Origin of the sequence: Winogradskyella sp. PC-19, assembly GCF_002163855.1 — a bacterium.
Lineage (GTDB): Bacteria > Bacteroidota > Bacteroidia > Flavobacteriales > Flavobacteriaceae > Winogradskyella.
The window spans coordinates 271,385-291,819 of record NZ_CP019332.1; the positions used below are offsets into that span (position 1 = coordinate 271,385).

Below are 20,435 nucleotides of genomic sequence, written 5' to 3' on the forward strand. Positions count from 1 at the left end.
CTTTTTACAAAATTACGATGCTAACTTTCCTTAGCAATAGCATTTAACGTTTCGTAAAGTAAATGGGTAGGCAAACCTACAACATTGTTATATGAGCCTTGGATATTAGTTATTCCGATGGCACCAATCCATTCTTGGATACCATAAGCGCCAGCCTTATCAAAAGGTTTGAAGTTATTGACATAGTACCAGATTTCGTCATCTGTCAAAGCTTTGAAAGTAACCTTAGTCGTTGTATTGACTATTTTTTGTTGCTTTTGCATTGTAAAACATACTGAAGAAACAACATCATGAGTAGCATTACTCATAGACTTAATCATTTCAAAGGCATGTTGTGCATTTTTTGGTTTTCCTAAGGCTTTGTTGTTATGCCAGACAATAGTATCGCTTGTTACTAAAATGGTATTTGATTTTATATCCGATTGAAAAGGTTTTGCCTTTAATTTTGAAAGATAATCTGTAATAGCTTCTCGTTGAAGTACTTCTGGGTAAATTTCCTCAACAGGTTTTAAAATAACTTCGAATTCTAAATTTAAAGATTTGAAAAAAGCATGGCGTCTAGGTGAACCTGATGCTAAAATTATATGGTAATCTTTTAGAGTTTCTTTCAGCATTATTTAAGTAAAATAAATTGAAACAACAACAGCGATAAAACACCTGTGAGCATAACTATTTTTAAAATAGTACTAATAAGTTTATAGTCATTTTTGTCCTTTGCTGTATATAATTTAATAGTTGTAAATATTAAAGGTGCAATAATCAAAAGCAAAACATAACCCATAGCAAGTGGTTGTTTGTAAAGATTATTAGACATGTAAAAGACAATAACCATCAACGGAATCAAGGATAGTATAAACGTCAATTTTGTAGCACGATGTCGTCCTAATAAGATTGGTAAACTTTTAATTCCCATTTTGTGGTCACCATCAATATCTTCAATATCCTTAACAATTTCTCTTAATAAACTGAGCATAAAAGCAAAAATGGCATAATCTTTAATTAAGTCAAAAAAGAAAAGCTGTGTAGATTGATTAGCTTTTGTAACCATTGGTGTTAAATCAAAAAGTCCAACTAGTAGAATGCTTAAACTAACGAGTGCAGCTACAGTGATATTACCTATAAGCGTTATGCTTTTTAAGTAAGTTGAATAAACATACAATAGCGCAGAAGCTAGGACAAAAATCATAAAAAATGACGGTTTTCCAATTCCTGTAGATAGCAAATAACCAAAAAGTACACCTAAGATGTTTATCCCAATAAAAAGATAAGTAGTGGTTTTTTCTGAAAAGTATTTACCAATGATTATAGCTTCAGGCTTATTAATTTTATCGGCCTCAACATCTTCTATGTCATTAATTATATATCCAGCTGCAGCAATGCAAACAGTGGCAATCACTAGATAAGCAAAGCCCATAGTTGTTAACGCTGTACTTATACCATAGTTTTCTCTTAAAGGTTCGAGAAGTGCATATTTGACTAAAACTTGAGTCAAAATTAAAAGCAGAAGATTTTTCCACCTAATGAGTTTAAAAAAGTGAATCATAATTATTAACGGGACATAATTTGGCTGATGAGGTGAAACACACCAAATGAAAGGAGTAAAAACAATAATACTGAAACAATAGAAGTTCTTATGTTTACTTTTCTTTCTTGAATTCTTATTTTTTCTTTGATTTTTTGTTTGTCATTTTTACTTAAATCCTTGTGTAAGAATTCCATTTTGTAATGCAAATGGGCTTCAAGGTCTAGTTTTTCTTTATATTTTGAAAAAGGCTTTTTAGAACTCTGATTAAATACACCTTGACTATTACCAAAGCCTATATATCCAAAACCAGTACTATGTCTTCTTCCTCTTGACATTTTAATCGTATTTAGCATTAAAATTACCATTCCATTTACCCTGAACTTTAAGTACTTGTTCGATAACATCTCGGACAGCACCTTTACCACCGTTTTTATGAGAAATATACTTTGAAACACTTTTTATCTCTTGTACAGCATCTTGAGGGCAACAAGGTAACGCTACTATTTTCATGACTGGAAAATCGGGTATATCATCTCCCATGTATAAGGTTTGGTTTTGTGTTATTCCTCTTTTGCTAAAGTAGTCGTTTAGTTGCTCGATTTTATTGTGCGCACCCAAATAAATATCTTTTATACCTAAGCCACTCAGTCTTTTACGAACACCTTCGTTAGAACCGCCAGATATAATACATACATTATAGCCAGCATCTATTGCGGTTTTTAGAGCAAAACCGTCTTTTATATTCATGGTTCTTAGCATTTCGCCATCAGTAGTTACAGTAACCGAACCGTCTGTTAACACACCATCCACGTCAAAAATAAAAGTAGTGATATCGTTTAGGTATTCTTTGTAGCTTTTATTATCCATTATTTTTTTTGCGTTTTATGTCAAAGCGGTACTTAATACCATGAGTTTTTTGAATTGATTTGGTCATCAATTTATAAATTTCTTGGTGTTCTTCGTTATCAATAAGTTTCAAATGTTTTTTTAAAGTCTTTTTATCGTTGCGTTTAGCTGGTCCAGTCTGCGCCAAATATGGTGACATGTCTTGTACCTTATTAGCGGTTTCCAAAATCAAAGGCTTTAATAAATCAAATTCAATATTTTCCTTATCACTTATTTCGTGAGCGATGCGGTACATTTGATTTGTAAAGTTATTAATAAAAACTGCCGCAACATGAAGCGTTTTACGTTGTTCTGTTGTGACTTTAAAAAATTTACTTCCTAGTGAATTTGCTAAATCTTTTAGCATTTGCATCTTGGATTTATCTTCAGTCTCAATACAAAAAGGAACTTTTGAGAAATCTATATCTGCATCTTTTGAGAAACTTTGTAATGGGTAAAAAACACCACGTTTATTTTTCTTTTCCAAATCGTACATGCTTACAGTACCAGAAGTGTGAACAATAAAACGGTTTTCGAAGGGTAGTGCTTCAGAAAGATTCGAAATAGCATCATCACTTACAGCCAAAATATAAATATCTGCTTCTTTTAGTTGCGATAAATCATCGATAACTTCAGTTTCATTTTTAAAACTTTTTATAGTCTCGTATGAACGATTATACCATTGAGAAACATTGATATTTTTTGAAGCTGAAAAGCCTTTATATAAGTGAGAAGCTACATTGCCAGCTCCGAGTAATACAACTGAAATCATGATGCTAAAATACTAAGAAATATAGCGCTACAAAAATCAGATTAATCACAATATATTAAAATTATCATCTAACTTTAGTCACATGGAAAAGTCGGATATCAAAACACGAGAAGATATACATTTGCTAGTGTCTTCATTTTATAAAAAAGTTAGAAAAGACCATGTCTTAGGTCCTTTTTTTAATGATACCATTAAAGATTGGGATGCACATTTTGAACATTTGACTACATTTTGGGAATCTAGTTTATTTTTAAAAACAAAATTTAATGGAAACCCATTAGAAGCTCATGTAAAAGTCGATGCAGACAATAACAATAGTATTACCGAATTGCATTTTGGATTGTGGTTAAACTTGTGGTTTCAGACTATTGATGAATTATTTAAAGGCGATTACGCCGAAAACGCTAAACGACGTGCACGTAAAATGGGAACTTTTCTGTATTTAAAAATATTTGAAGCACGTCATAGCTGATTTTTACAGGCATTCTTTTATTTTGTAGGCTTATAACTAAAAGACAATAAGATGAAACTACTAAAAGAATTTAAAGAATTTGCAGTTAAAGGAAATATGATGGATATGGCTATAGGTATCATTATTGGAGCAGCTTTCAATAAAGTTATAGATGTATTGGCCAAACAAGTCTTATTACCGCCACTTTCACTGTTATCTGATGGTTCAAATTTCGAATCTCAAAAATTAGTACTTCGGGATGAGGTTTTGGGCGCTGATGGAAATGCCATTATCACAGAAGTAGCTGTTGCTTATGGTCAACTTTTAGAAGTGTTTTTGGACTTTATAATTATTGGATTTACCGTTTTTATTGTTGTAAAATTTATGAATAGACTAAAACGTAAAGCTCAAGACACCAAGGATGTAACCGTTGTAACCCCTAAAGATATTGAGTTGTTGTCCAATTTAAATGAATTAATGGAGGAACAAAATGCGCTTTTAAGAGCTCAGAAATCTTCATAATTTTTGAAAGAATTTTAACAACTTTTAGTAATAATTTATGGTGATAAAAATCCCTTAAAAGCATTATCTTTGCAGGAGCTTAAAAATAAGCCATTCGCTATGCAAAAGAAAATCGCCAATTTCCTGTTTTCCACTAGACTTACAGCCGTTTTATTTATTGTTTTTGCCGTAGCCATGGCTACCGGCACCTTACTAGACCGTAATATGGATACATCTCCTACGCCATATACGCGTCAGTTAATATATAACGCATGGTGGTTTGAAGCCATCATGGTATTTTTTCTAATTAATTTTTTAGGTAATATAAAAAGATACCGTTTGTGGCGTAAAGAAAAATGGGCAACATTAATTTTACACTTATCATGGATATTAATTATTATCGGCGCTGGTGTGACCCGATATATAGGTTACGAAGGTGCAATGCCTATTAGAGAAGGCGAAACTTCCAACCAAATGTTATCCCTTAAAACCTATATTCAAGGTCGTATAATTGGAGATTATGTATATAAAGGCAATTTAGTTCAGTATAATATAGAAGAAGAAGTAGATTTTTCTCCGCGATTAAATAACGATTTTGAAGAAACTTTTGATTATGGAGGTACTGAAGTCTCAGTTAAGCTAAAAGATTATATTATTGGAGCTGAAAAGGATATCATTCCTAATGATGATGGTAAATCTTATTTAAAGATAGTTGAAGCAGGAAACGGAAAACCTCACAACCATTTCTTAGAAGAAGGTCAAGTACAAAGCATTCATAACATTCTGTTTTCTTTAAATAAATTTCAAAAAGGAGCCATTAATATTACAAATACTGATGATGGTGTTTTTATAAATTCTCCTTATGATGGCGAGTATTTGACTATGGCTACAATGCAACAAGGCAAATTAGTTAAAGATAGTTTGCAACGTTTAGCGCTACGTTCTCGTTATGTTATAGAAAATATGCAAATTGTATTTCCTAAGCCTGTCGTTAAAGGTGAGTTTGGAGTGGTTAAGAAATCTAAAATCTTAAAGAATGATGAAGATGGACTAATTTTGGATGTAACCGCTAATGGTGAAACTAAAGAAGTTGGATTAATAGGAGGAAAAGGAACTTATGGTGGATTAGAAACTTTTAAAGTCGGTGGTTTAGATATTGAGATGCTTTATGGATCAAAAATTATAGAGTTACCGTTTCAAGTAAAACTAAATGATTTCATTGCTGAAAAATATCCAGGTACAACAAACGTCCCAAAATCATTTGAAAGTAAAGTAACTGTTGTAGATAGTGAAACAGAAGATTTTGATTATCGTATCTATATGAATCATGTTTTAGACCATAAGGGTTACCGCTTTTTTCAATCTGGTTATGACCCTGATGAAAAAGGCACCATACTTTCTGTAAACCATGATATGTGGGGAACTTACATTACCTACGCAGGATATTTATTACTCTATTTTGGACTTATGGCTATTATGCTCTCAAAAAATACGCGTTTTGATGAATTAAGAAAGCAACTTGAAAAATTGAAAAAGAAAAAAGCAAAAATCTTGACGATTTTAGTTCTATGTTTTGGTCTTTTTGGATTCTCTCAGGAACATTCTGCTGATAATGGTCATGACCATAGCGTACAGAATCAGCGTCCTTTAAAAGCTCAATTAGATTCAATTTTAAAAGCAAATATAACGCCTAAAGAACACGCAGATAAGTTTGCCAAAATGGTGATTCAGGATAGTCGTGGACGTATGATGCCTATGCATACATTTTCTTCGGAGGTGTTGCGTAAGCTGAGTAAGAGTGATACATACGAAGGCTTAGAAGCAACTCAGATATTATTATCTATCCAAGAAAGTTCGCAGCTTTGGTATAATATGCCGATTATTTATTTGGCAAAACGAAAAGCAGATACCATTCGTACAATAATTGGTTTAGATACTTCAAAAAAGTATGCAAGCTTATTAGATTTTATTAATCCTGATGGTACTAATAAACTAGAGCCTTATTTAGAAGACGCATTTAGTGCAACTATACCTAATGGGTCACAAAAGGAAATTAAAATGGCTTACGAGCGATTAAGTCTGCTTTCGGATTTGATAGAAGGGCGTTCTCTTAAAATATTTCCTGTTCCTAATGACGAAAACAATACATGGATATCGTCTTATGAATACAAAGCTGGTCGTTTTAAAGACGAAATCAAAAAAACGGATTCATTGTACGGTAATTTTGTCAAAAATGGATTCAGTTACTATTTAATGACTTTAAATAATGCGAAGCAAAAAAATGATTTCACTAACGCTGACAAATTACTTAGAGACTTTAAAGCCACTCAAAAAAAATTCGGAATCTCAGTTATGCTATCTGACGAAAAAGTAAAAACTGAAATTGCTTACAATAAGTACGATATTTTTAAGAAGTTGTTCAGTTGGTACATGTATGCAAGTACATTGCTTTTCATTTTTATTATCTGGCAAATTTTAAAATCCAGGAGTAAAATTTTAGATGTTTTGACTAAGGTTTTTGTGGGTGTAGTTATTTTCCTTTTTTTAATTCACACTGGTGGATTGATTACACGTTGGTATTTATCTGGTCATGCACCATGGAGTGATGCTTACGAATCTATGATTTATGTCGCTTGGGCTACGATGTTATTTGGTCTATTGTTTGGACGTAAAAGTAAATTGACTATTGCGGCTTCGGCATTTGTAGTTTCTATGGTATTAATGATAGCGCATTGGAGTTGGATGGATCCTGCAATTGGGAATCTACAACCTGTTTTGCAAGGTTATTGGTTAATGATACATGTATCTGTAATTGTAGGTAGTTATGGACCATTTGCAATCGGAATGATTTTAGGACTTGTTGCTCTTTTCTTGATGATTATTACCACTAAAGAGAATAAAGAGCGAATGAAGCTTAACGTAAAAGAACTCACAATCATTAATGAATTAGCGTTGACTGTAGGTTTAGTAATGTTGACGATAGGAAACTTTCTCGGTGGTATGTGGGCTAACGAAAGTTGGGGACGCTATTGGGGTTGGGACCCAAAAGAAACTTGGGCTTTAATTAGTATAATGTTTTATGCTTTTGTCATACACATGCGATTAGTGCCAGGATTAAGAAGTAAATGGTTATATAATTTATTATCTGTTCTTACATTCGCAAGTATTATGATGACGTATTTTGGTGTTAACTTTTATTTATCAGGGCTTCATGCTTACGCTAGTGGTGATAAAATCATAAGTTTTCAGTTTATAGCTATTGCGTTAGGATGTATTGGAGTCATAGCCTTTTTTGCCTATAGAAAATACAAACGACATTACTAGTTCTCGAAATTTCCTACATTGAATATAAAATAAGTCTTAGTTTTTTGTAACTTGTGGCTTTAAATCCAATCAATTTAAATGAATATCTTCAAAAAATTAGGCGCAGGCAATACCTTTATTTTAGGTTTATGTGCGGTTATAATTATTGTAGCAGAATATCTTTTTTTAACCGGTGATAAATTACATGGTATTTTTGTAGGTCTTTGGGCTCCAACTTTATTAGGTGTTATGATTTACCTAAAAATCATTAACAATGGAGGCAGATGATTTAGTTTTTTGGTTCTCTATTATAGTATCGACTCTCGTAGTGATATGGGCCGTTTTTATAATAAGAGCTTATAATAATATTGGTAATAAAGATTAGTTAAAACTTAGTCTTTGGCCTAATTCAACTCTTATTTTTGTATAAAATAATATTTATGCAACTCACATTACGTCTAGCAGCAATTTATAACATCCTTTGGGGTACTTGGGTCGTTTTATTTCCTAATCACTTTTTTGACCTTGTAGGTATGGAACCTTTGAATCATCCAATGGTTTGGCAAGGCATGGGAATGGTAATTGGCGTTTATGGTCTTGGATATTGGTGGGCATCTTATAACCCAATGAAACATTGGCCAGTAGTAGCTGTAGGGTTTTTAGGAAAGATTTTTGGTCCTCTTGGTTTTATTTTTAATTATATAAAAGGAGACGTTCCTTTTGAATTTATCTACACTTTATTTACCAATGACTTTATTTGGTGGATACCTTTCTTCTTAATCTTGAAAAAAGTACATGCGGATTATAAATGGCAATTAAAGTGATTAAACTTCTAAGAATTTTACTAATTATCTTTTATGCTTTCGCTGGAAGCTATCATTTTATTAATCCCGAATTTTATTATCCATTAATCCCAGATTATTTACCATACCCAGGATTGATAAATTACACAAGTGGTATTTTCGAAATCATATTAGCTATTGGAGTTGCTATTCCCAAAACAAGATTATTAGCAGTAAAAGGAATTATACTAATGCTTATTGCGTTTATACCATCGCATATTTATTTTATTACTGAAGGCGGTTGTATGTCTGATTCTCTTTGTGTCCCAATTTGGGTAGCTTGGGTACGACTTATTATAATTCATCCTTTATTAATATATTGGGCTTGGTTTGTTAGAAAAACTGAATTGGGATGACTATAGAAATTATAAGATTACTTATCGATGCGGGTTTTGTAGTTCTTATTTGGGCGGTGCAATTAGTTATTTATCCAAGCTTTAAGTTTTATTCAAAAGCTAATCTGTTTCAGTGGCATAGATTATATACAAAAAGAGTAACAGTAATTGTTTTGCCGTTAATGGGAAGTCAACTTTTGCTTGGTTTTATCTATTTATTTCAAGTTCAAAACACATATACATTTTTTAGTTTCGTTATCATTTTAGCATTATGGGTAATAACTTTTACGGTGTTTGTTCCATTACATCAAAGTATTGATATAGGAAAACCTGTGGAGAATGTTTGCCTCAAACTTGAAAAAAAGAATTGGATAAGAACACTACTGTGGAGTTTACTTTTTATTATTTCAATTTTTAATTATCTGTCCATATAAAAAATAATGTGCATATTTGTATCATTATGATTGCATAAGTCAAACATTCCAGAAAAATTATCGCTTCTTCATGCGGTGTATGCTTCTTCATGCGGTGTATTATATCAAGTAAACTTTGCTTGATACTTCTCATATTAAACTTATTTCAACTATGCAATCAAATAAAATATCAATAAAACAATTTTTTAAATATTTCAAAATCGCAGTTTCTGGTAAGGAACAAGATTTTACTTCAGGTAGTATTCGTCGAGCAGTTTTCATGTTAGCTATTCCAATGATTCTGGAAATGCTTATGGAATCCATTTTTGCCATTGTAGACATTTTTTATGTATCCAAAGTCAGTGTAAATGCTGTAGCTACTATTGGGCTAACAGAATCTGTGATTACTTTGGTTTATGCGGTAGCGATAGGTCTTAGTATGGCTGCAACTGCTATTGTCGCCAGGCGAATAGGTGAAAAAAATACCGAAGGTGCTTCACAAGCTGCTGTTCAAGTTATCTTTCTAGGTGTTATAGTCGCTGCTTTTATAAGTGTAATAGGTATTATATACCCTAAAGAAATTTTAGGCTTAATGGGTGGAGAATTTGACCTTGTCGAAGAAGGCTACGGTTACACACAGATACTTATTGGTGGTAACATAACTATTATGTTACTGTTTTTAATTAATGCAATTTTTAGAGGTGCAGGTGATGCTTCTGTTGCTATGTGGGCATTGATTGTTTCGAATGTATTAAACATTATTTTAGATCCTATTTTTATTTTTGGATTAGGACCAATCCCTGCTTATGGAGTTCAAGGTGCAGCAATAGCTACAACAATTGGTAGAGGTGCAGCTGTTATATTTCAGCTATTTATATTGTTTTACGGATGGAGTCGAATTAAAGTGGGCTTTAAAGATTTAGTGATAAGAGTATCTGTAATGGTTAATCTCATCAAAGTTTCTCTTGGTGGTATAGGGCAGTTTTTAATTGGTACATCTTCATGGGTTTTTTTAATGCGTATTATGAGTGAATTTGGTAGTGAAGTCTTGGCAGGTTATACTATAGCTATTAGGATAATGATGTTTACATTAATGCCAGCTTGGGGTTTAAGTAATGCAGCAGCTACATTAGTCGGACAGAATTTAGGAGCTAAAAAGCCAAATCGTGCTGAAAAATCTGTCTGGAAAACTGGTAAGTATAGTGCTATTTTTATGGGAATAGTTTCTGTAATTTATTTACTCTCTGCACCAGAGATTGTTAGTGTATTTTCTAAAGAAGTCGAAGTTGTTAAAAATGGTGCTTTGTGCCTTAGAATAATTGCAGCAGGTTACATTTTTTATGGCTACGGCATGGTTGTAATAAATGCCTTTAATGGAGCCGGAGATACAAAAACGCCAACTTGGATTAACTTTATATGCTTTTGGTTGTTTCAATTGCCTTTTGCATATTTAATGGCTATTACATTTGACTTTGGACCAATAGGTGTGTTTTTGGCAATTACTCTAGCTGAAGTTCTTATAGTAGTTGTTGGTATCCTTTGGTTCAAAAAAGGATATTGGAAATCAGTAAATGTATAGCACACTTTTCACTATTTTTATATCATAAAAAATGATTATGTCAAAAAAAGAATTAGGAGTAAATACAATTTGCACACATGTAGGTGAAGTCAAAGATGAACAGTTTAAAGGCGCTGTGTCGCCCATGTATTTGAGTTCTTCGTATGAATTTTTAGATGTAGATGTCAAACGCTACCCACGTTATTTTAACACACCAAACCAAGAGTTTTTATCAAAAAAAATAGCGGCTTTAGAAGGTACAGAAGCTGCATTGATTTTTAGTTCAGGTATGGCCGCAATTAGTCATATGTTTTTAGCTTTTTTACAAAAAGGGGACCATTTAGTCGTACAGAATACACTTTACGGCGGAACTGTAAACTTTATAAAAGAAGAATTTCATAAATATGGTATTGAGTATACATTCACAGATGGTTATAAAGCACAAGACTTTGAAAAAGCGGTACAACCCAATACAAAATTGATTCATATTGAAACACCTTCAAACCCTTTGCTAACCATAACAGATATTAGAGATATAGCTCAATTAGCAAAATCTAAGGGTATTCTAACTTCTATCGATAATACATTTGCTTCGCCAATTAATCAAAAGCCAACGGAATTTGGCGTAGATATGGTTATGCATTCCGCAACAAAATATTTTGGTGGACATAGTGATATTTCGGCAGGAGCAGTTGCAAGTTCTCATAAACATATTGAACGTATTTGGAATGTATCTAAAAATTTAGGAGGAAACTTGAGTGATATGACTGTTTGGATGTTAGAGCGCAGCATGAAAACCTTGGGATTACGTGTTAGAGCACAAACTAAAAATGCGTTAAAGCTAGCCAAATGGCTTAATAAGCATCCTAAAATTTCCAAAGTATATTACCCTGGTTTAAAATCGCATCCAGAATATAAATTAGCTAAATCACAAATGACAGGTTTTGGTGCGATGTTATCATTTGAGTTATGCAAAAGTTTTGATTCAGAGAATTTTCAAAAGAAATTAAAGCTTATAAAATCATCGATGAGCTTGGCAGGAGTAGAAAGCACAGTGATATCACCACATTTGACATCACACGCTTTATTAACCCAAGAAGAGCGTGATGCTGTCGGCATTAGTGACCAATTGATTCGTTTTTCTGTTGGTATTGAAGATGTAAAAGATTTAAAGGCAGATATTAATCAAGCTATAGGCTCGCTATAGTAATTATAAGTTCATATAGTAATGTTTTATAAAAAAAAGAGCCCATTTCTGGGCTCTTCCTTATCAAATCATGGAATATTAAACGTGGTCATTTAAGTGATGATGTTCATCAATCAGTGGACCGCCTTCAATAATTTGTTCAGAAGCTTCACTAGCAAATTTTTCAAAATTTAAGTGAAACGAGTGTGCTAATTGTATGGCTTTACTTATGTAAGCGCCTTTTTGTAGCCATGTGTTCATAGGATCTAACATTTCTGTTGGAACATTAGGACAATATTTTGGCATGTTTAATCCGAATATTGGGTGTTGTTCAAAGTCTACATTGTCTAATTCGCCTTCTAATATTGCAGTAATCATTGCTCTTGTATACTTAAGCTTAATACGTGAACCAACACCGTAAGGTCCGCCGCTCCATCCAGTATTCACTAACCAGACATTAACACCAGCTTCTTGCATTTTCTTACTTAACATCTCAGCATATTTAGTAGGGTGTAATGGCATAAAAGGTTCGCCAAAACAAGCTGAGAATGATGGAACAGGTTCTGTAATTCCTGCTTCAGTACCTGCAACTTTTGCTGTGTAACCCGAGATAAAATGGTACGCAGCTTGACCAGGAGTTAGCTTTGATACTGGTGGTAATACACCAAAAGCATCACAAGTCAAGAAGAAGATATTTTTTGGGTTATCCGCGTAAGAGGACTCTTGTATATTATCAATATGGTAAATAGGGTAGCTTACACGCGTGTTTTGCGTAATACTACTGTCCATAAAGTCAATTTCGTTATTATCTTTAAAAATGACATTTTCTAAAATAGCTCCAGGCTTAATTGCTCTATAAATTTCTGGTTCCTTATCTTCAGTAAGGTCAATAACTTTTGCATAGCAACCACCTTCAAAATTAAAGATTCTATTCTCAGCTGTCCAGCCATGTTCATCATCACCAATTAATTTACGATTTGGATCCGCAGAAAGTGTAGTTTTACCTGTACCAGATAGTCCAAAGAAAATAGCTGTATCTCCAGTTTCTCCTACATTAGCAGAACAGTGCATTGGTAAGACATTTTTGTCAACAGGTAAAATCATGTTTAAAGCAGAGAAAATACCTTTTTTCATTTCGCCTGTGTAAGCTGAACCGCCTACTAAAGCTATTTTTTTAGTAAAGTTTAATATAGAGAAATTGCCTTGGCGAATACCATACTTTTTGGGCTCTTTACATTCATATCCAGGAGCACAAAGCACCAACCATTCTTCTTCAAAATTTTCTAATTCAGAATCATCAGGTCTTAAAAACATATTATAAATAAACATGTTTGACCATGGATATTCAGTAATTGTTCTAACATTCATTTTGTATTTAGGGTCAGCACAAACATATCCATCTCTTGCATAAATTTCTTTTCCGCTAAGATATTTTTCGATTTCAGATTGTAAATAATCAAAATTTTCCGCTGAAACGGGTTTGTTAGTTTTTCCCCACCAAACACGGTCTTTTGTGTAATCATCTTTAACTAAAAATCTGTCTTGTGGTGAACGACCAGTAAACTTACCAGTATTAATTGCTAACGTACCATTTGCTGTTTCTTTACCCATTCTTTTTTTGATAGTTATGGCTTGTAGTTCTTCTGGAGAAAGATTCCAATGTGCATTGGTGTCCGTTATACCATATTTTGTTAGGTCTCTAGTTTTGTTTAATAATGTTTCCATGATTTAAGATTTTATTTGACATATATTTTTACATATCAATTTAATGATGTCAGTTCTAGATTTTTCTTTTTAGAACACCACTAAATTACAGTCAATCACTGCATTTTACTATGATAAATGTCATACTTGGCATAAATGAATATTTTTCAATTTATCTCATAAAATGAAGTATAAATATGATTTTTTATAATCCTAAATCGTTTGAGAAATAAAAAGAAATCTGTTATCTCTGTTCTTTTTGATATTTTTGATAATTATACGAAATGAGATAAGTGGTTATTTTGAAACTTTTATCTTTAATATAGAAGTAAACAACATCTTATAACTAAATAAATTTTAATGAAATTAGACATATTAGCCATTGGTGCTCATCCTGATGATGTAGAGTTGGGTTGTGGTGGTACAGTTGCCAAAGAAGTTTCCAATGGAAAAAAAGTTGGTATCTTAGATTTGACTCGCGGAGAACTTGGAACCAGAGGAACAGCTGAAACTAGAGATGAAGAAGCTTCTAATGCAGCACAAATTTTGGGTGTTATCGTAAGGGAAAATATTGCCTTTGCAGATGGTTTTTTTACGAATGACAAAAAGCACCAGTTAGAAATTATTAAGGTAATTCGAAAATATCAACCTGAAATTGTGCTCTGTAATGCTGTCGATGATAGGCATATTGACCATGGTAAAGGAAGTAAACTTGTAAGTGATGCTTGTTTTTTAAGTGGACTAATTAAAGTAGAAACACAAGTTGATGGAAAAAAGCAATCACCATGGCGTCCAAAAACTGTATATCATTATATACAATGGAAGGAATTAAAGCCTGATATTGTTGTCGATATATCGGGTTTTATGGACAAAAAAATGGACTCTGTGTTTGCTTACAAAACTCAGTTTTATAATCCAGATAGTAGCGAGCCTGAAACACCAATTTCTAGCAAGAATTTTTCTGATAGTATTGAGTATAGAGCCAGAAATATTGGACGTATTATTGGTGTAGAATATGCTGAAGGCTATACAGTTGAGAGATATCCTGCTGTTGAAAGCTTATTTGATTTAAAATAAGTTAAAAAAAGACTTTGCAGAAAATAAGAATTAATATACATTTGCAATCCTAATTAAAATGGTGGTTGTAGCTCAGTTGGTTAGAGCGCCGGTTTGTGGTACCGGAGGTCGCCGGTTCGAGACCGGTCTTCCACCCAACAAAAAAAGCCTTTCAGTATTGAAAGGCTTTTTTTGTATAATGATTTCATATAATTATTACTCTGCTTTATCAACTGTAACACGATTATCTCTGTTGGCAACTTCCCAAGCGGTATGAAAAACCAACCTTGTTCTGTTCTCTAATAAATCATATTCAATTTTATCTGGAGTATCAGTTGGTCTATGATAATCATCATGTGTACCATTAAAATAAAATATTACAGGTATATTATTCTTAGCAAAATTATAGTGATCAGAACGATAATAATAACGGTTCTTATCATTTTCGTCGTTATAAGTGTAATCTAACTCTACGTTTGTATATTTTTTATTTACTTCCTCAGAAAGGTTATGTAATTCTGAGCTTAACTTATCACTACCAATTAAATAAACATAGTTTCTGTCACCTTCTTTACGTTTTGGGTCTATACGACCAATCATATCTATATTTAAATCAGCTACAGTATTTTCTAGAGGGAAAATAGGATTTATATCCGTATAGTATCGAGAGCCTAAAAGACCTTTTTCTTCACCAGTAACGTGCAAGAAAAGTATAGAACGTTTCGGTTGGTGTCCATCTTTTACTGCTTTTTGAAATGCTTCAGCTATTTCTAAAATGGCTACTGTTCCAGAACCATCGTCATCCGCACCGTTATAAACTTCACCATCTTTAATACCTTCATGGTCTAAATGTGCAGAAATTACAAGAATTTCATCTGGTTTTTCAGAACCTTTGATAAAAGCAACAACATTTTCAGACATCACGTCTTCAGCTTTTCTATCTGCTTTTAAAGATATATTAGTTTTTAAATTCTTTGCCGAACTATCTTCGCTAATTGAAGAATGTAAAGCTTTGGCCATATCTTTATTAATCATCATAAATGCAAAATCAGAAGCGTTATCATTAAGCGATAATCTTCCTGAGAAACCAGACTCAGATTGTCTTTGATAAAATGGTGCGTATCTCGAAAATAATGCATCATCAAAATATAACATGGCTTTAGCACCATTATCTCTCGCTGCATTTCTTTTGCTAGATAATGACTGACGGCCATTAGTCCATTTTGTATCTTCTGTATTTCCAGAAGTAATATAATTTCCGCTTGCATCTTTTGGTTCACCTGCTTTTGCTAAAATTATTTTTCCTTTAACATCAAGATTCTTATAATCAGAATAGTTTTCAGAATCAATTCCATGACCAACGTATACAATATCAGAGGTATTGATGTCTAAGCTTTTTGAAAGAGACAAAACTATATGATTTGTAAAGGCATCAAAAGATTTGCCATTGATCGATACCTCTGCTATAGCAACAGCTGGTTTTTGTAAAGGAACTTCTTGAAAATAATCCTCTCCAGTTAATGGCGTACCAATTCCCATACTTTGGTATTGTTTTTTGAGATATTCAACAGCCATTTTCTGTCCTTTTTCACCAGTATTACGACCTTCAAATTCATCAGAAGCATATTTATACAATAATGTCTTTAATTCTTCTTGTGTGATTGTCTTGGCATATTCTGCAGGATTTGCAGAAGCAGAGGATTTTATGTTACTAGTTTTTCCACCTTTACAAGCTGTAAAAATGAGTAATAAGCATAAAATTGAAATAGATTTTTTCATTATTAAAAATATTTTAATAAGTTTTGATGTTTGTGTATTCCTTTTAATAGAAACCAAATTTACTAATTATATATTGAACCAATTTCGAACAACTAAATAGTTGATGAAATCATCTTAAAGCACCTCTTTACTTAGCGTCTGATTAGTATTTGCTAAATACCAAGCAGTAGCGAATATAAGTTTTGTTCGCTTTGCTAATAAAGGATAAACAATCTTATCTGGAGTATCAGTAGGTTTTGTGTAATCTTCATGCTCCCCATTAAAAAAGAATATAACAGGAATGTCCTTGAGTGCAAAATTATAATGGTCAGATCGATTATAATATCTGTTTGGGTCGTTTATATCGTTGTACTTATAGTCCAATTCTATATTTGTAAATTCATCATTTGCCTCTCTGACAATAAAATCTAATTCTGTGCTTATTCTATCTGAACCAATGACATATATATAATCATCGTTTTGGTTATGCCTATTATCTATTCTTCCAATCATATCTATATTTAGATTGGCTATTGTACTTTCAATTGGAAAAATAGGGTTATTTGTATAATATCTTGATCCGTGAAGCCCAACTTCTTCTCCAGTAACATGTAAAAAAACGATACTTCTACGTGGACTTAAACCATCTTTTGAAGCTTTGATAAATGCTTCCGCCATTTCGAATACTGCTGCGGTTCCTGAGCCATTATCATCTGCTCCAGGATATATTTCACCATTAACTATTCCTTCATGATCAGAATGTGCAGAGATATAGATATACTCGTTTGGCATTTCACTTCCTTCAATGTAAGCTAAGACATTTTGCGAAGCGTTCAGTTCCTCGGGTAGCTGATCTTTAGGTACCTTTTGATAGTAGTTTTGATGTGACTCAGGTGACTTTAGACCAATAGATTTATAATAGCTTCTTATATAATCACAAACTTTATTATGCCCTTCTTCTCCTGTCATTCTTCCAGCATATTTGTCATCTGCTATTTCATAAACAAACTCTTTTAGTTCTTCCTCAGTAATGGTGTTAAGATAGGTTTGCACCTGAGCTTTATCACTATACTTAATGGAAGCCTTTAAATCTTTTACTTTTTCGCTGTGTCTTTGATTGGAGCATGTACCAACCAAAAGTAGGAGTGAAGCGACTATAAATCTCATTTTCTATTATTTATGACACCAAAAATAATAGAAAAAAGGAATTTGTATCAAAAATTAGAAGTCTATTTCAATGTCTTCTAATTCTTTTAAAGCCTCTTCCTCGGATGATTCGTCTAATTGGTCAAGTTCTTCAGTATTTCCAACTTCAGCTTTTATAAAAATAGTTTTATAAATAGTAAATGATAACGATATAATAGTCAATAGAAATATGTATTGTATCGCCTTTGTTTTTATATTTTTTTTCTTTTTTAAGAATAGTAGTCCCAAACCGCATAAAAAAGCTGCAATTATTGGGAATACTGCAATTTTGAATAATGGAGTAACACAAAGAACAATAGCTAATATTGCTGAAATAAAACCGATAATTATAAGTAGTCTTTTCATGATATTAATGTTTTAGTCCAATTGCAGATTTTATTTTCAGTTCTCCATTTCCTACCGGAATTTTAAATTTTGCTAGTAAAGGAACTTTATTTGCGTCTGCAGTAAGCCAAATAATATTAGAGTTATTTCCTCTAAGAAGGTCAGAACCTCTTAGGCTAATAGCTATTTTGTAACATTCTTTTCGGCCAATTTTAGAAGAAATAGTTTCTTTACCCAAGTATTTAAATACAACGGTAGTTTCCTGGTTATCGAATAAGACTTTAAAACTTGAAGCATCTCCAATATTTGCTTTGTGTATATCAAGGTTACGAAGTGTGTATAAGGTTGCTACCAAATCTTTTGTTGAGCTATCAATACTAAGTCGTTTTTTTTCTTCCCAGATTGTACCATCACTGCGACGTTTCTTTTTAATGCTTTCAACAGACTTTGTTTTTCGTCGGTATTTATATTGCATAAATTTATAATAACCGCCTTCATTTATATCACGTTTATATAAGTAGGGTGTTAGACTCGTTGGACTAACATAACTTTCGTACAAATCTCTAACTTTAAAAAAGCTATCGAAGTTGCTAAAGGTAGCTGCCGAACACTTAAGACGCATCAAAGTACTTGAAGATGTTTTTACCTTACTAGTTTCCATAGTAACTTGAGCTATATCTGTTAGTAAGCCAGACATGTTATATGATGCTGTAAATACTAATTTTTCGCCAAATGGAATTGTTTTATTTTGCCCATTTATTAATAGAACAGAAAAAAAAGTTATGGTTAATAAAATACGCTTCATCTAATAAGTTTTTTGATTATAACGATTATTGAATCATTTATTGTGCCGAAAGTACAATTGTAAGCTGAAATGTATTGATTTTTGTTATAAAAATTAATGCAAAATAAAAAAGATAAAAAAGCCTTGGCTAAAGCAAAAAAGGATTTTATATTTGCATCCGCATTTAGGGAATACCTAATGAGACTCACTGGAGAAATGGCAGAGTGGTCGAATGCACCAGTCTTGAAAACTGGCGAGGGTCACACCTCCGGGGGTTCGAATCCCTCTTTCTCCGCCAAGATTTATTCAAAATCGACGAAAGTCCTGTAAACTCAATGTTTATGGGACTTTTTATTTTACCCAAAACATTAAAATATGTATTAAAAACCATTCTGTTGGTGACCTATTAGGTGACCTTTTTTAAACCTTAATTAGGCCACCTAATTGTTTATAACTGTTTATAAATCAGTACAATATATCAATTAAAAGACCTCGAAATTTTGTAAATTAATGTATAATTAAAGGTCACCAGAATGAACAAAACATTTGGATTATTATTCTACTTAAAAAAGAGTAAAGTAGATGCACAGGGCAAATGCCCTATTTACCTACGTATTACCATAGATGGTAAGCGTACAGAGATTAGTACAAAACGTACCATTGAGATTGAGAAATGGAGCGTTGAAGCCAATAAAGCTATTGGAAGAACAGAAAATATACGAGAACTAAATGCCTATTTAGATTCACTTACTACAAAAGTATATCAAAGCCAAAGAGACTTAATTCAAGATAACAAGGAGGTTACAACCGAAACCCTTAAAAACAAGTTTTTAGGTGTTGAGGAAAAACAAAGAACACTCATAACCATCTTTAATAATCACAACAAGCAAGTTGAAAAATTAGTTGGTAGAGAGTTTTCAACAGGAACTTTAGAACGTTATAAAACAGTATGTAAGCATCTGCAAGAGTTTATGCAACATCAATACAATGTAAGTGATATACCTGTAAACAGAATAGACCACAAGTATATTACAGATTTTGAGTTCTATTTAAAAACGGTTAGAAACTGCGGACATAACAGTACAATTAAGTATATCAAGAATTTTAAAAAGATTGTACGTATTGCAATAGCAAACGATTGGATTAAAAAAGACCCATTTCTAAATTATAAAGTCCGTTTAAAAGAAGTGGAACGTCAATTTCTTTCAGAAGAAGAAATACAAACAATGCTCGAAAAAGAGTTACACACTAATAGATTAGAGCAAGTAAGAGACATTTTTATATTCTGTTGTTTTACAGGTTTAGCGTATAGCGACGTTAAGAAACTATCAAAAGATAATTTGGTATTTGGTATTGATGGAGATAAGTGGATAAAGACAAAGCGTACTAAAACAGATACACGTAGTAACATTCCCCTACTTCCGACTGCTTTAGAGATTATAAAGAAATACGAGAACCATCCAGAGGCAGTTACAAAAGATGTATTGCTTCCTGTATTGAGCAATCAAAAGTCTAATGCCTATTTAAAAGAGATAGCAGATTTGTGTGGTATCAATAAAAACTTAACCACCCATTTAGCTCGTCATACGTTTGCAACTACGGTAACATTGTCTAATGGTGTGCCAATGGAATCAGTTAGTAAAATGTTAGGTCATAAATCACTAAAAACAACGCAACACTATGCTAAAATATTGGATAGAAAAGTAAGCGATGATATGGCAATTTTGAAACAAAAATTTGCTGATAAAAGTAATGTTGATGCTTCCAAAAGAATCGCTAATTAACATATATAAACAAAGAACAAAAGTATATGCTTAAACCCTTGATTATTC

The 20,435-nt window shown here is 32.5% G+C and carries 21 protein-coding genes and 2 tRNA genes; 13 read left to right on the forward strand and 10 right to left on the reverse strand.

Annotated features, from left to right (window positions below):
* Positions 1–20 precede the first annotated feature (20 nt).
* From BTO05_RS01290 to BTO05_RS01310, 5 genes are read right to left on the reverse strand one after another with little or no spacing between them, the layout of a single operon-like run.
* Positions 21–614, reverse strand: coding sequence for a Maf-like protein (locus BTO05_RS01290; protein ID WP_087490927.1), 594 nt, complete (start codon positions 612–614; stop codon positions 21–23).
* Positions 614–1,543 carry a geranylgeranylglycerol-phosphate geranylgeranyltransferase gene (locus BTO05_RS01295; RefSeq protein WP_087490928.1) on the reverse strand — a complete coding sequence of 310 codons (930 nt, stop codon included), beginning with the start codon at positions 1,541–1,543 and terminating at the stop codon, positions 614–616. Before BTO05_RS01295 ends, BTO05_RS01290 begins: the two co-directional genes overlap by 1 nt.
* A 5-nt stretch (positions 1,544–1,548) precedes the next feature.
* Positions 1,549–1,860 (reverse strand): hypothetical protein, encoded by a 312-nt coding sequence (locus BTO05_RS01300; protein ID WP_157662508.1) that lies wholly within the window; start codon positions 1,858–1,860, stop codon positions 1,549–1,551.
* 1 nt (position 1,861) lies between these two features.
* Positions 1,862–2,392: a KdsC family phosphatase gene (locus BTO05_RS01305; RefSeq protein ID WP_087490930.1), complete on the reverse strand. Its 531-nt coding sequence runs from the start codon at positions 2,390–2,392 to the stop codon at positions 1,862–1,864.
* Positions 2,385–3,182, reverse strand: coding sequence for a Rossmann-like and DUF2520 domain-containing protein (locus tag BTO05_RS01310; protein ID WP_087490931.1), 798 nt, complete (start codon positions 3,180–3,182; stop codon positions 2,385–2,387). Before BTO05_RS01310 ends, BTO05_RS01305 begins: the two co-directional genes overlap by 8 nt.
* An 82-nt stretch (positions 3,183–3,264) precedes the next feature.
* Here BTO05_RS01310 and BTO05_RS01315 point away from each other — a divergent pair, with 82 nt between their 5' ends.
* The 9 genes from BTO05_RS01315 (at position 3,265) to BTO05_RS01355 (ending at position 11,792) form a co-directional block, all read left to right on the forward strand.
* On the forward strand, positions 3,265–3,654 hold the full coding sequence (locus BTO05_RS01315; RefSeq protein ID WP_087490932.1) for a group III truncated hemoglobin: 390 nt from the start codon (positions 3,265–3,267) through the stop codon (positions 3,652–3,654).
* Between the two features lie 51 nt (positions 3,655–3,705).
* Positions 3,706–4,155, forward strand: coding sequence for a large conductance mechanosensitive channel protein MscL (gene mscL / locus BTO05_RS01320; protein WP_087490933.1), 450 nt, complete (start codon positions 3,706–3,708; stop codon positions 4,153–4,155).
* Positions 4,156–4,254: 99 nt separating this feature from the next.
* Positions 4,255–7,458, forward strand: a complete 3,204-nt coding sequence (ccsA, locus tag BTO05_RS01325; RefSeq protein WP_087490934.1) for a cytochrome c biogenesis protein CcsA — start codon at positions 4,255–4,257, stop codon at positions 7,456–7,458.
* Between the two features lie 78 nt (positions 7,459–7,536).
* Complete coding sequence (locus BTO05_RS01330) at positions 7,537–7,725, forward strand: hypothetical protein (RefSeq protein WP_087490935.1); 189 nt, start codon at positions 7,537–7,539, stop codon at positions 7,723–7,725.
* A 152-nt stretch (positions 7,726–7,877) separates the two neighbouring features.
* A complete protein-coding gene (locus BTO05_RS01335) occupies positions 7,878–8,261 on the forward strand; it encodes an alkyl hydroperoxide reductase (protein WP_087490936.1) in 384 nt (127 codons plus the stop codon).
* On the forward strand, positions 8,258–8,635 hold the full coding sequence (locus BTO05_RS01340; protein ID WP_232459759.1) for a hypothetical protein: 378 nt from the start codon (positions 8,258–8,260) through the stop codon (positions 8,633–8,635). The genes BTO05_RS01335 and BTO05_RS01340 overlap by 4 nt, the downstream gene beginning before the upstream one ends.
* Positions 8,632–9,048 (forward strand): hypothetical protein, encoded by a 417-nt coding sequence (locus BTO05_RS01345; protein WP_087490938.1) that lies wholly within the window; start codon positions 8,632–8,634, stop codon positions 9,046–9,048. The genes BTO05_RS01340 and BTO05_RS01345 overlap by 4 nt, the downstream gene beginning before the upstream one ends.
* 151 nt (positions 9,049–9,199) lie before the next feature.
* Positions 9,200–10,606, forward strand: a complete 1,407-nt coding sequence (locus BTO05_RS01350) for an MATE family efflux transporter (RefSeq protein WP_087490939.1) — start codon at positions 9,200–9,202, stop codon at positions 10,604–10,606.
* 37 nt (positions 10,607–10,643) lie between these two features.
* Positions 10,644–11,792 (forward strand): trans-sulfuration enzyme family protein, encoded by a 1,149-nt coding sequence (locus tag BTO05_RS01355; protein WP_087490940.1) that lies wholly within the window; start codon positions 10,644–10,646, stop codon positions 11,790–11,792.
* A 78-nt stretch (positions 11,793–11,870) separates the two neighbouring features.
* Here the strand turns inward: BTO05_RS01355 and pckA are convergent, their stop codons facing one another.
* The gene (gene pckA, locus BTO05_RS01360) at positions 11,871–13,496 is read right to left on the reverse strand and encodes a phosphoenolpyruvate carboxykinase (ATP) (RefSeq protein WP_087490941.1); all 1,626 of its coding nucleotides are present in this window, start codon (positions 13,494–13,496) and stop codon (positions 11,871–11,873) included.
* Positions 13,497–13,835: 339 nt separating this feature from the next.
* Here pckA and bshB1 point away from each other — a divergent pair, with 339 nt between their 5' ends.
* Together bshB1 and BTO05_RS01370 are read left to right on the forward strand one after the other, a co-directional pair.
* Positions 13,836–14,552, forward strand: coding sequence for a bacillithiol biosynthesis deacetylase BshB1 (gene bshB1, locus BTO05_RS01365; RefSeq protein ID WP_198295247.1), 717 nt, complete (start codon positions 13,836–13,838; stop codon positions 14,550–14,552).
* A gap of 60 nt (positions 14,553–14,612) precedes the next feature.
* Positions 14,613–14,688: transfer RNA gene (locus tag BTO05_RS01370), tRNA-His, on the forward strand.
* Between the two features lie 59 nt (positions 14,689–14,747).
* Here BTO05_RS01370 and BTO05_RS01375 read toward each other — a convergent pair.
* From BTO05_RS01375 to BTO05_RS01390, 4 genes are all read right to left on the reverse strand, one after another.
* Entirely contained in the window at positions 14,748–16,310 is a 1,563-nt protein-coding gene (locus tag BTO05_RS01375) for a M28 family peptidase (protein WP_087490943.1), read from the reverse strand.
* A 114-nt stretch (positions 16,311–16,424) separates the two neighbouring features.
* Positions 16,425–17,456: a M28 family metallopeptidase gene (locus BTO05_RS01380; protein ID WP_087490944.1), complete on the reverse strand. Its 1,032-nt coding sequence runs from the start codon at positions 17,454–17,456 to the stop codon at positions 16,425–16,427.
* Between the two features lie 54 nt (positions 17,457–17,510).
* Entirely contained in the window at positions 17,511–17,840 is a 330-nt protein-coding gene (locus BTO05_RS01385) for an FUSC family protein (RefSeq protein ID WP_087490945.1), read from the reverse strand.
* Between the two features lie 4 nt (positions 17,841–17,844).
* The gene (locus BTO05_RS01390; protein ID WP_087490946.1) at positions 17,845–18,624 is read right to left on the reverse strand and encodes a DUF3108 domain-containing protein; all 780 of its coding nucleotides are present in this window, start codon (positions 18,622–18,624) and stop codon (positions 17,845–17,847) included.
* A gap of 189 nt (positions 18,625–18,813) precedes the next feature.
* Here BTO05_RS01390 and BTO05_RS01395 point away from each other — a divergent pair.
* Both BTO05_RS01395 and BTO05_RS01400 read left to right on the forward strand, forming a co-directional pair.
* A tRNA-Ser gene (locus BTO05_RS01395) sits at positions 18,814–18,901 on the forward strand.
* 235 nt (positions 18,902–19,136) lie between these two features.
* Positions 19,137–20,387 carry a site-specific integrase gene (locus tag BTO05_RS01400; protein WP_087490947.1) on the forward strand — a complete coding sequence of 417 codons (1,251 nt, stop codon included), beginning with the start codon at positions 19,137–19,139 and terminating at the stop codon, positions 20,385–20,387.
* Positions 20,388–20,435 lie beyond the last annotated feature (48 nt).

Coding starts and splice junctions, on each gene's coding strand:
- BTO05_RS01290 (WP_087490927.1), bottom strand. CDS start 614: ATGCTGAAAGAAACTCTAAAAGATTACCATATAATTTTAGCATCAGGT.
- BTO05_RS01295 (WP_087490928.1), bottom strand. CDS start 1,543: ATGATTCACTTTTTTAAACTCATTAGGTGGAAAAATCTTCTGCTTTTA.
- BTO05_RS01300 (WP_157662508.1), bottom strand. CDS start 1,860: ATGTCAAGAGGAAGAAGACATAGTACTGGTTTTGGATATATAGGCTTT.
- BTO05_RS01305 (WP_087490930.1), bottom strand. CDS start 2,392: ATGGATAATAAAAGCTACAAAGAATACCTAAACGATATCACTACTTTT.
- BTO05_RS01310 (WP_087490931.1), bottom strand. CDS start 3,182: ATGATTTCAGTTGTATTACTCGGAGCTGGCAATGTAGCTTCTCACTTA.
- BTO05_RS01315 (WP_087490932.1), top strand. CDS start 3,265: ATGGAAAAGTCGGATATCAAAACACGAGAAGATATACATTTGCTAGTG.
- mscL (WP_087490933.1), top strand. CDS start 3,706: ATGAAACTACTAAAAGAATTTAAAGAATTTGCAGTTAAAGGAAATATG.
- ccsA (WP_087490934.1), top strand. CDS start 4,255: ATGCAAAAGAAAATCGCCAATTTCCTGTTTTCCACTAGACTTACAGCC.
- BTO05_RS01330 (WP_087490935.1), top strand. CDS start 7,537: ATGAATATCTTCAAAAAATTAGGCGCAGGCAATACCTTTATTTTAGGT.
- BTO05_RS01335 (WP_087490936.1), top strand. CDS start 7,878: ATGCAACTCACATTACGTCTAGCAGCAATTTATAACATCCTTTGGGGT.
- BTO05_RS01345 (WP_087490938.1), top strand. CDS start 8,632: ATGACTATAGAAATTATAAGATTACTTATCGATGCGGGTTTTGTAGTT.
- BTO05_RS01350 (WP_087490939.1), top strand. CDS start 9,200: ATGCAATCAAATAAAATATCAATAAAACAATTTTTTAAATATTTCAAA.
- BTO05_RS01355 (WP_087490940.1), top strand. CDS start 10,644: ATGTCAAAAAAAGAATTAGGAGTAAATACAATTTGCACACATGTAGGT.
- pckA (WP_087490941.1), bottom strand. CDS start 13,496: ATGGAAACATTATTAAACAAAACTAGAGACCTAACAAAATATGGTATA.
- bshB1 (WP_198295247.1), top strand. CDS start 13,836: ATGAAATTAGACATATTAGCCATTGGTGCTCATCCTGATGATGTAGAG.
- BTO05_RS01375 (WP_087490943.1), bottom strand. CDS start 16,310: ATGAAAAAATCTATTTCAATTTTATGCTTATTACTCATTTTTACAGCT.
- BTO05_RS01380 (WP_087490944.1), bottom strand. CDS start 17,456: ATGAGATTTATAGTCGCTTCACTCCTACTTTTGGTTGGTACATGCTCC.
- BTO05_RS01385 (WP_087490945.1), bottom strand. CDS start 17,840: ATGAAAAGACTACTTATAATTATCGGTTTTATTTCAGCAATATTAGCT.
- BTO05_RS01390 (WP_087490946.1), bottom strand. CDS start 18,624: ATGAAGCGTATTTTATTAACCATAACTTTTTTTTCTGTTCTATTAATA.
- BTO05_RS01400 (WP_087490947.1), top strand. CDS start 19,137: ATGAACAAAACATTTGGATTATTATTCTACTTAAAAAAGAGTAAAGTA.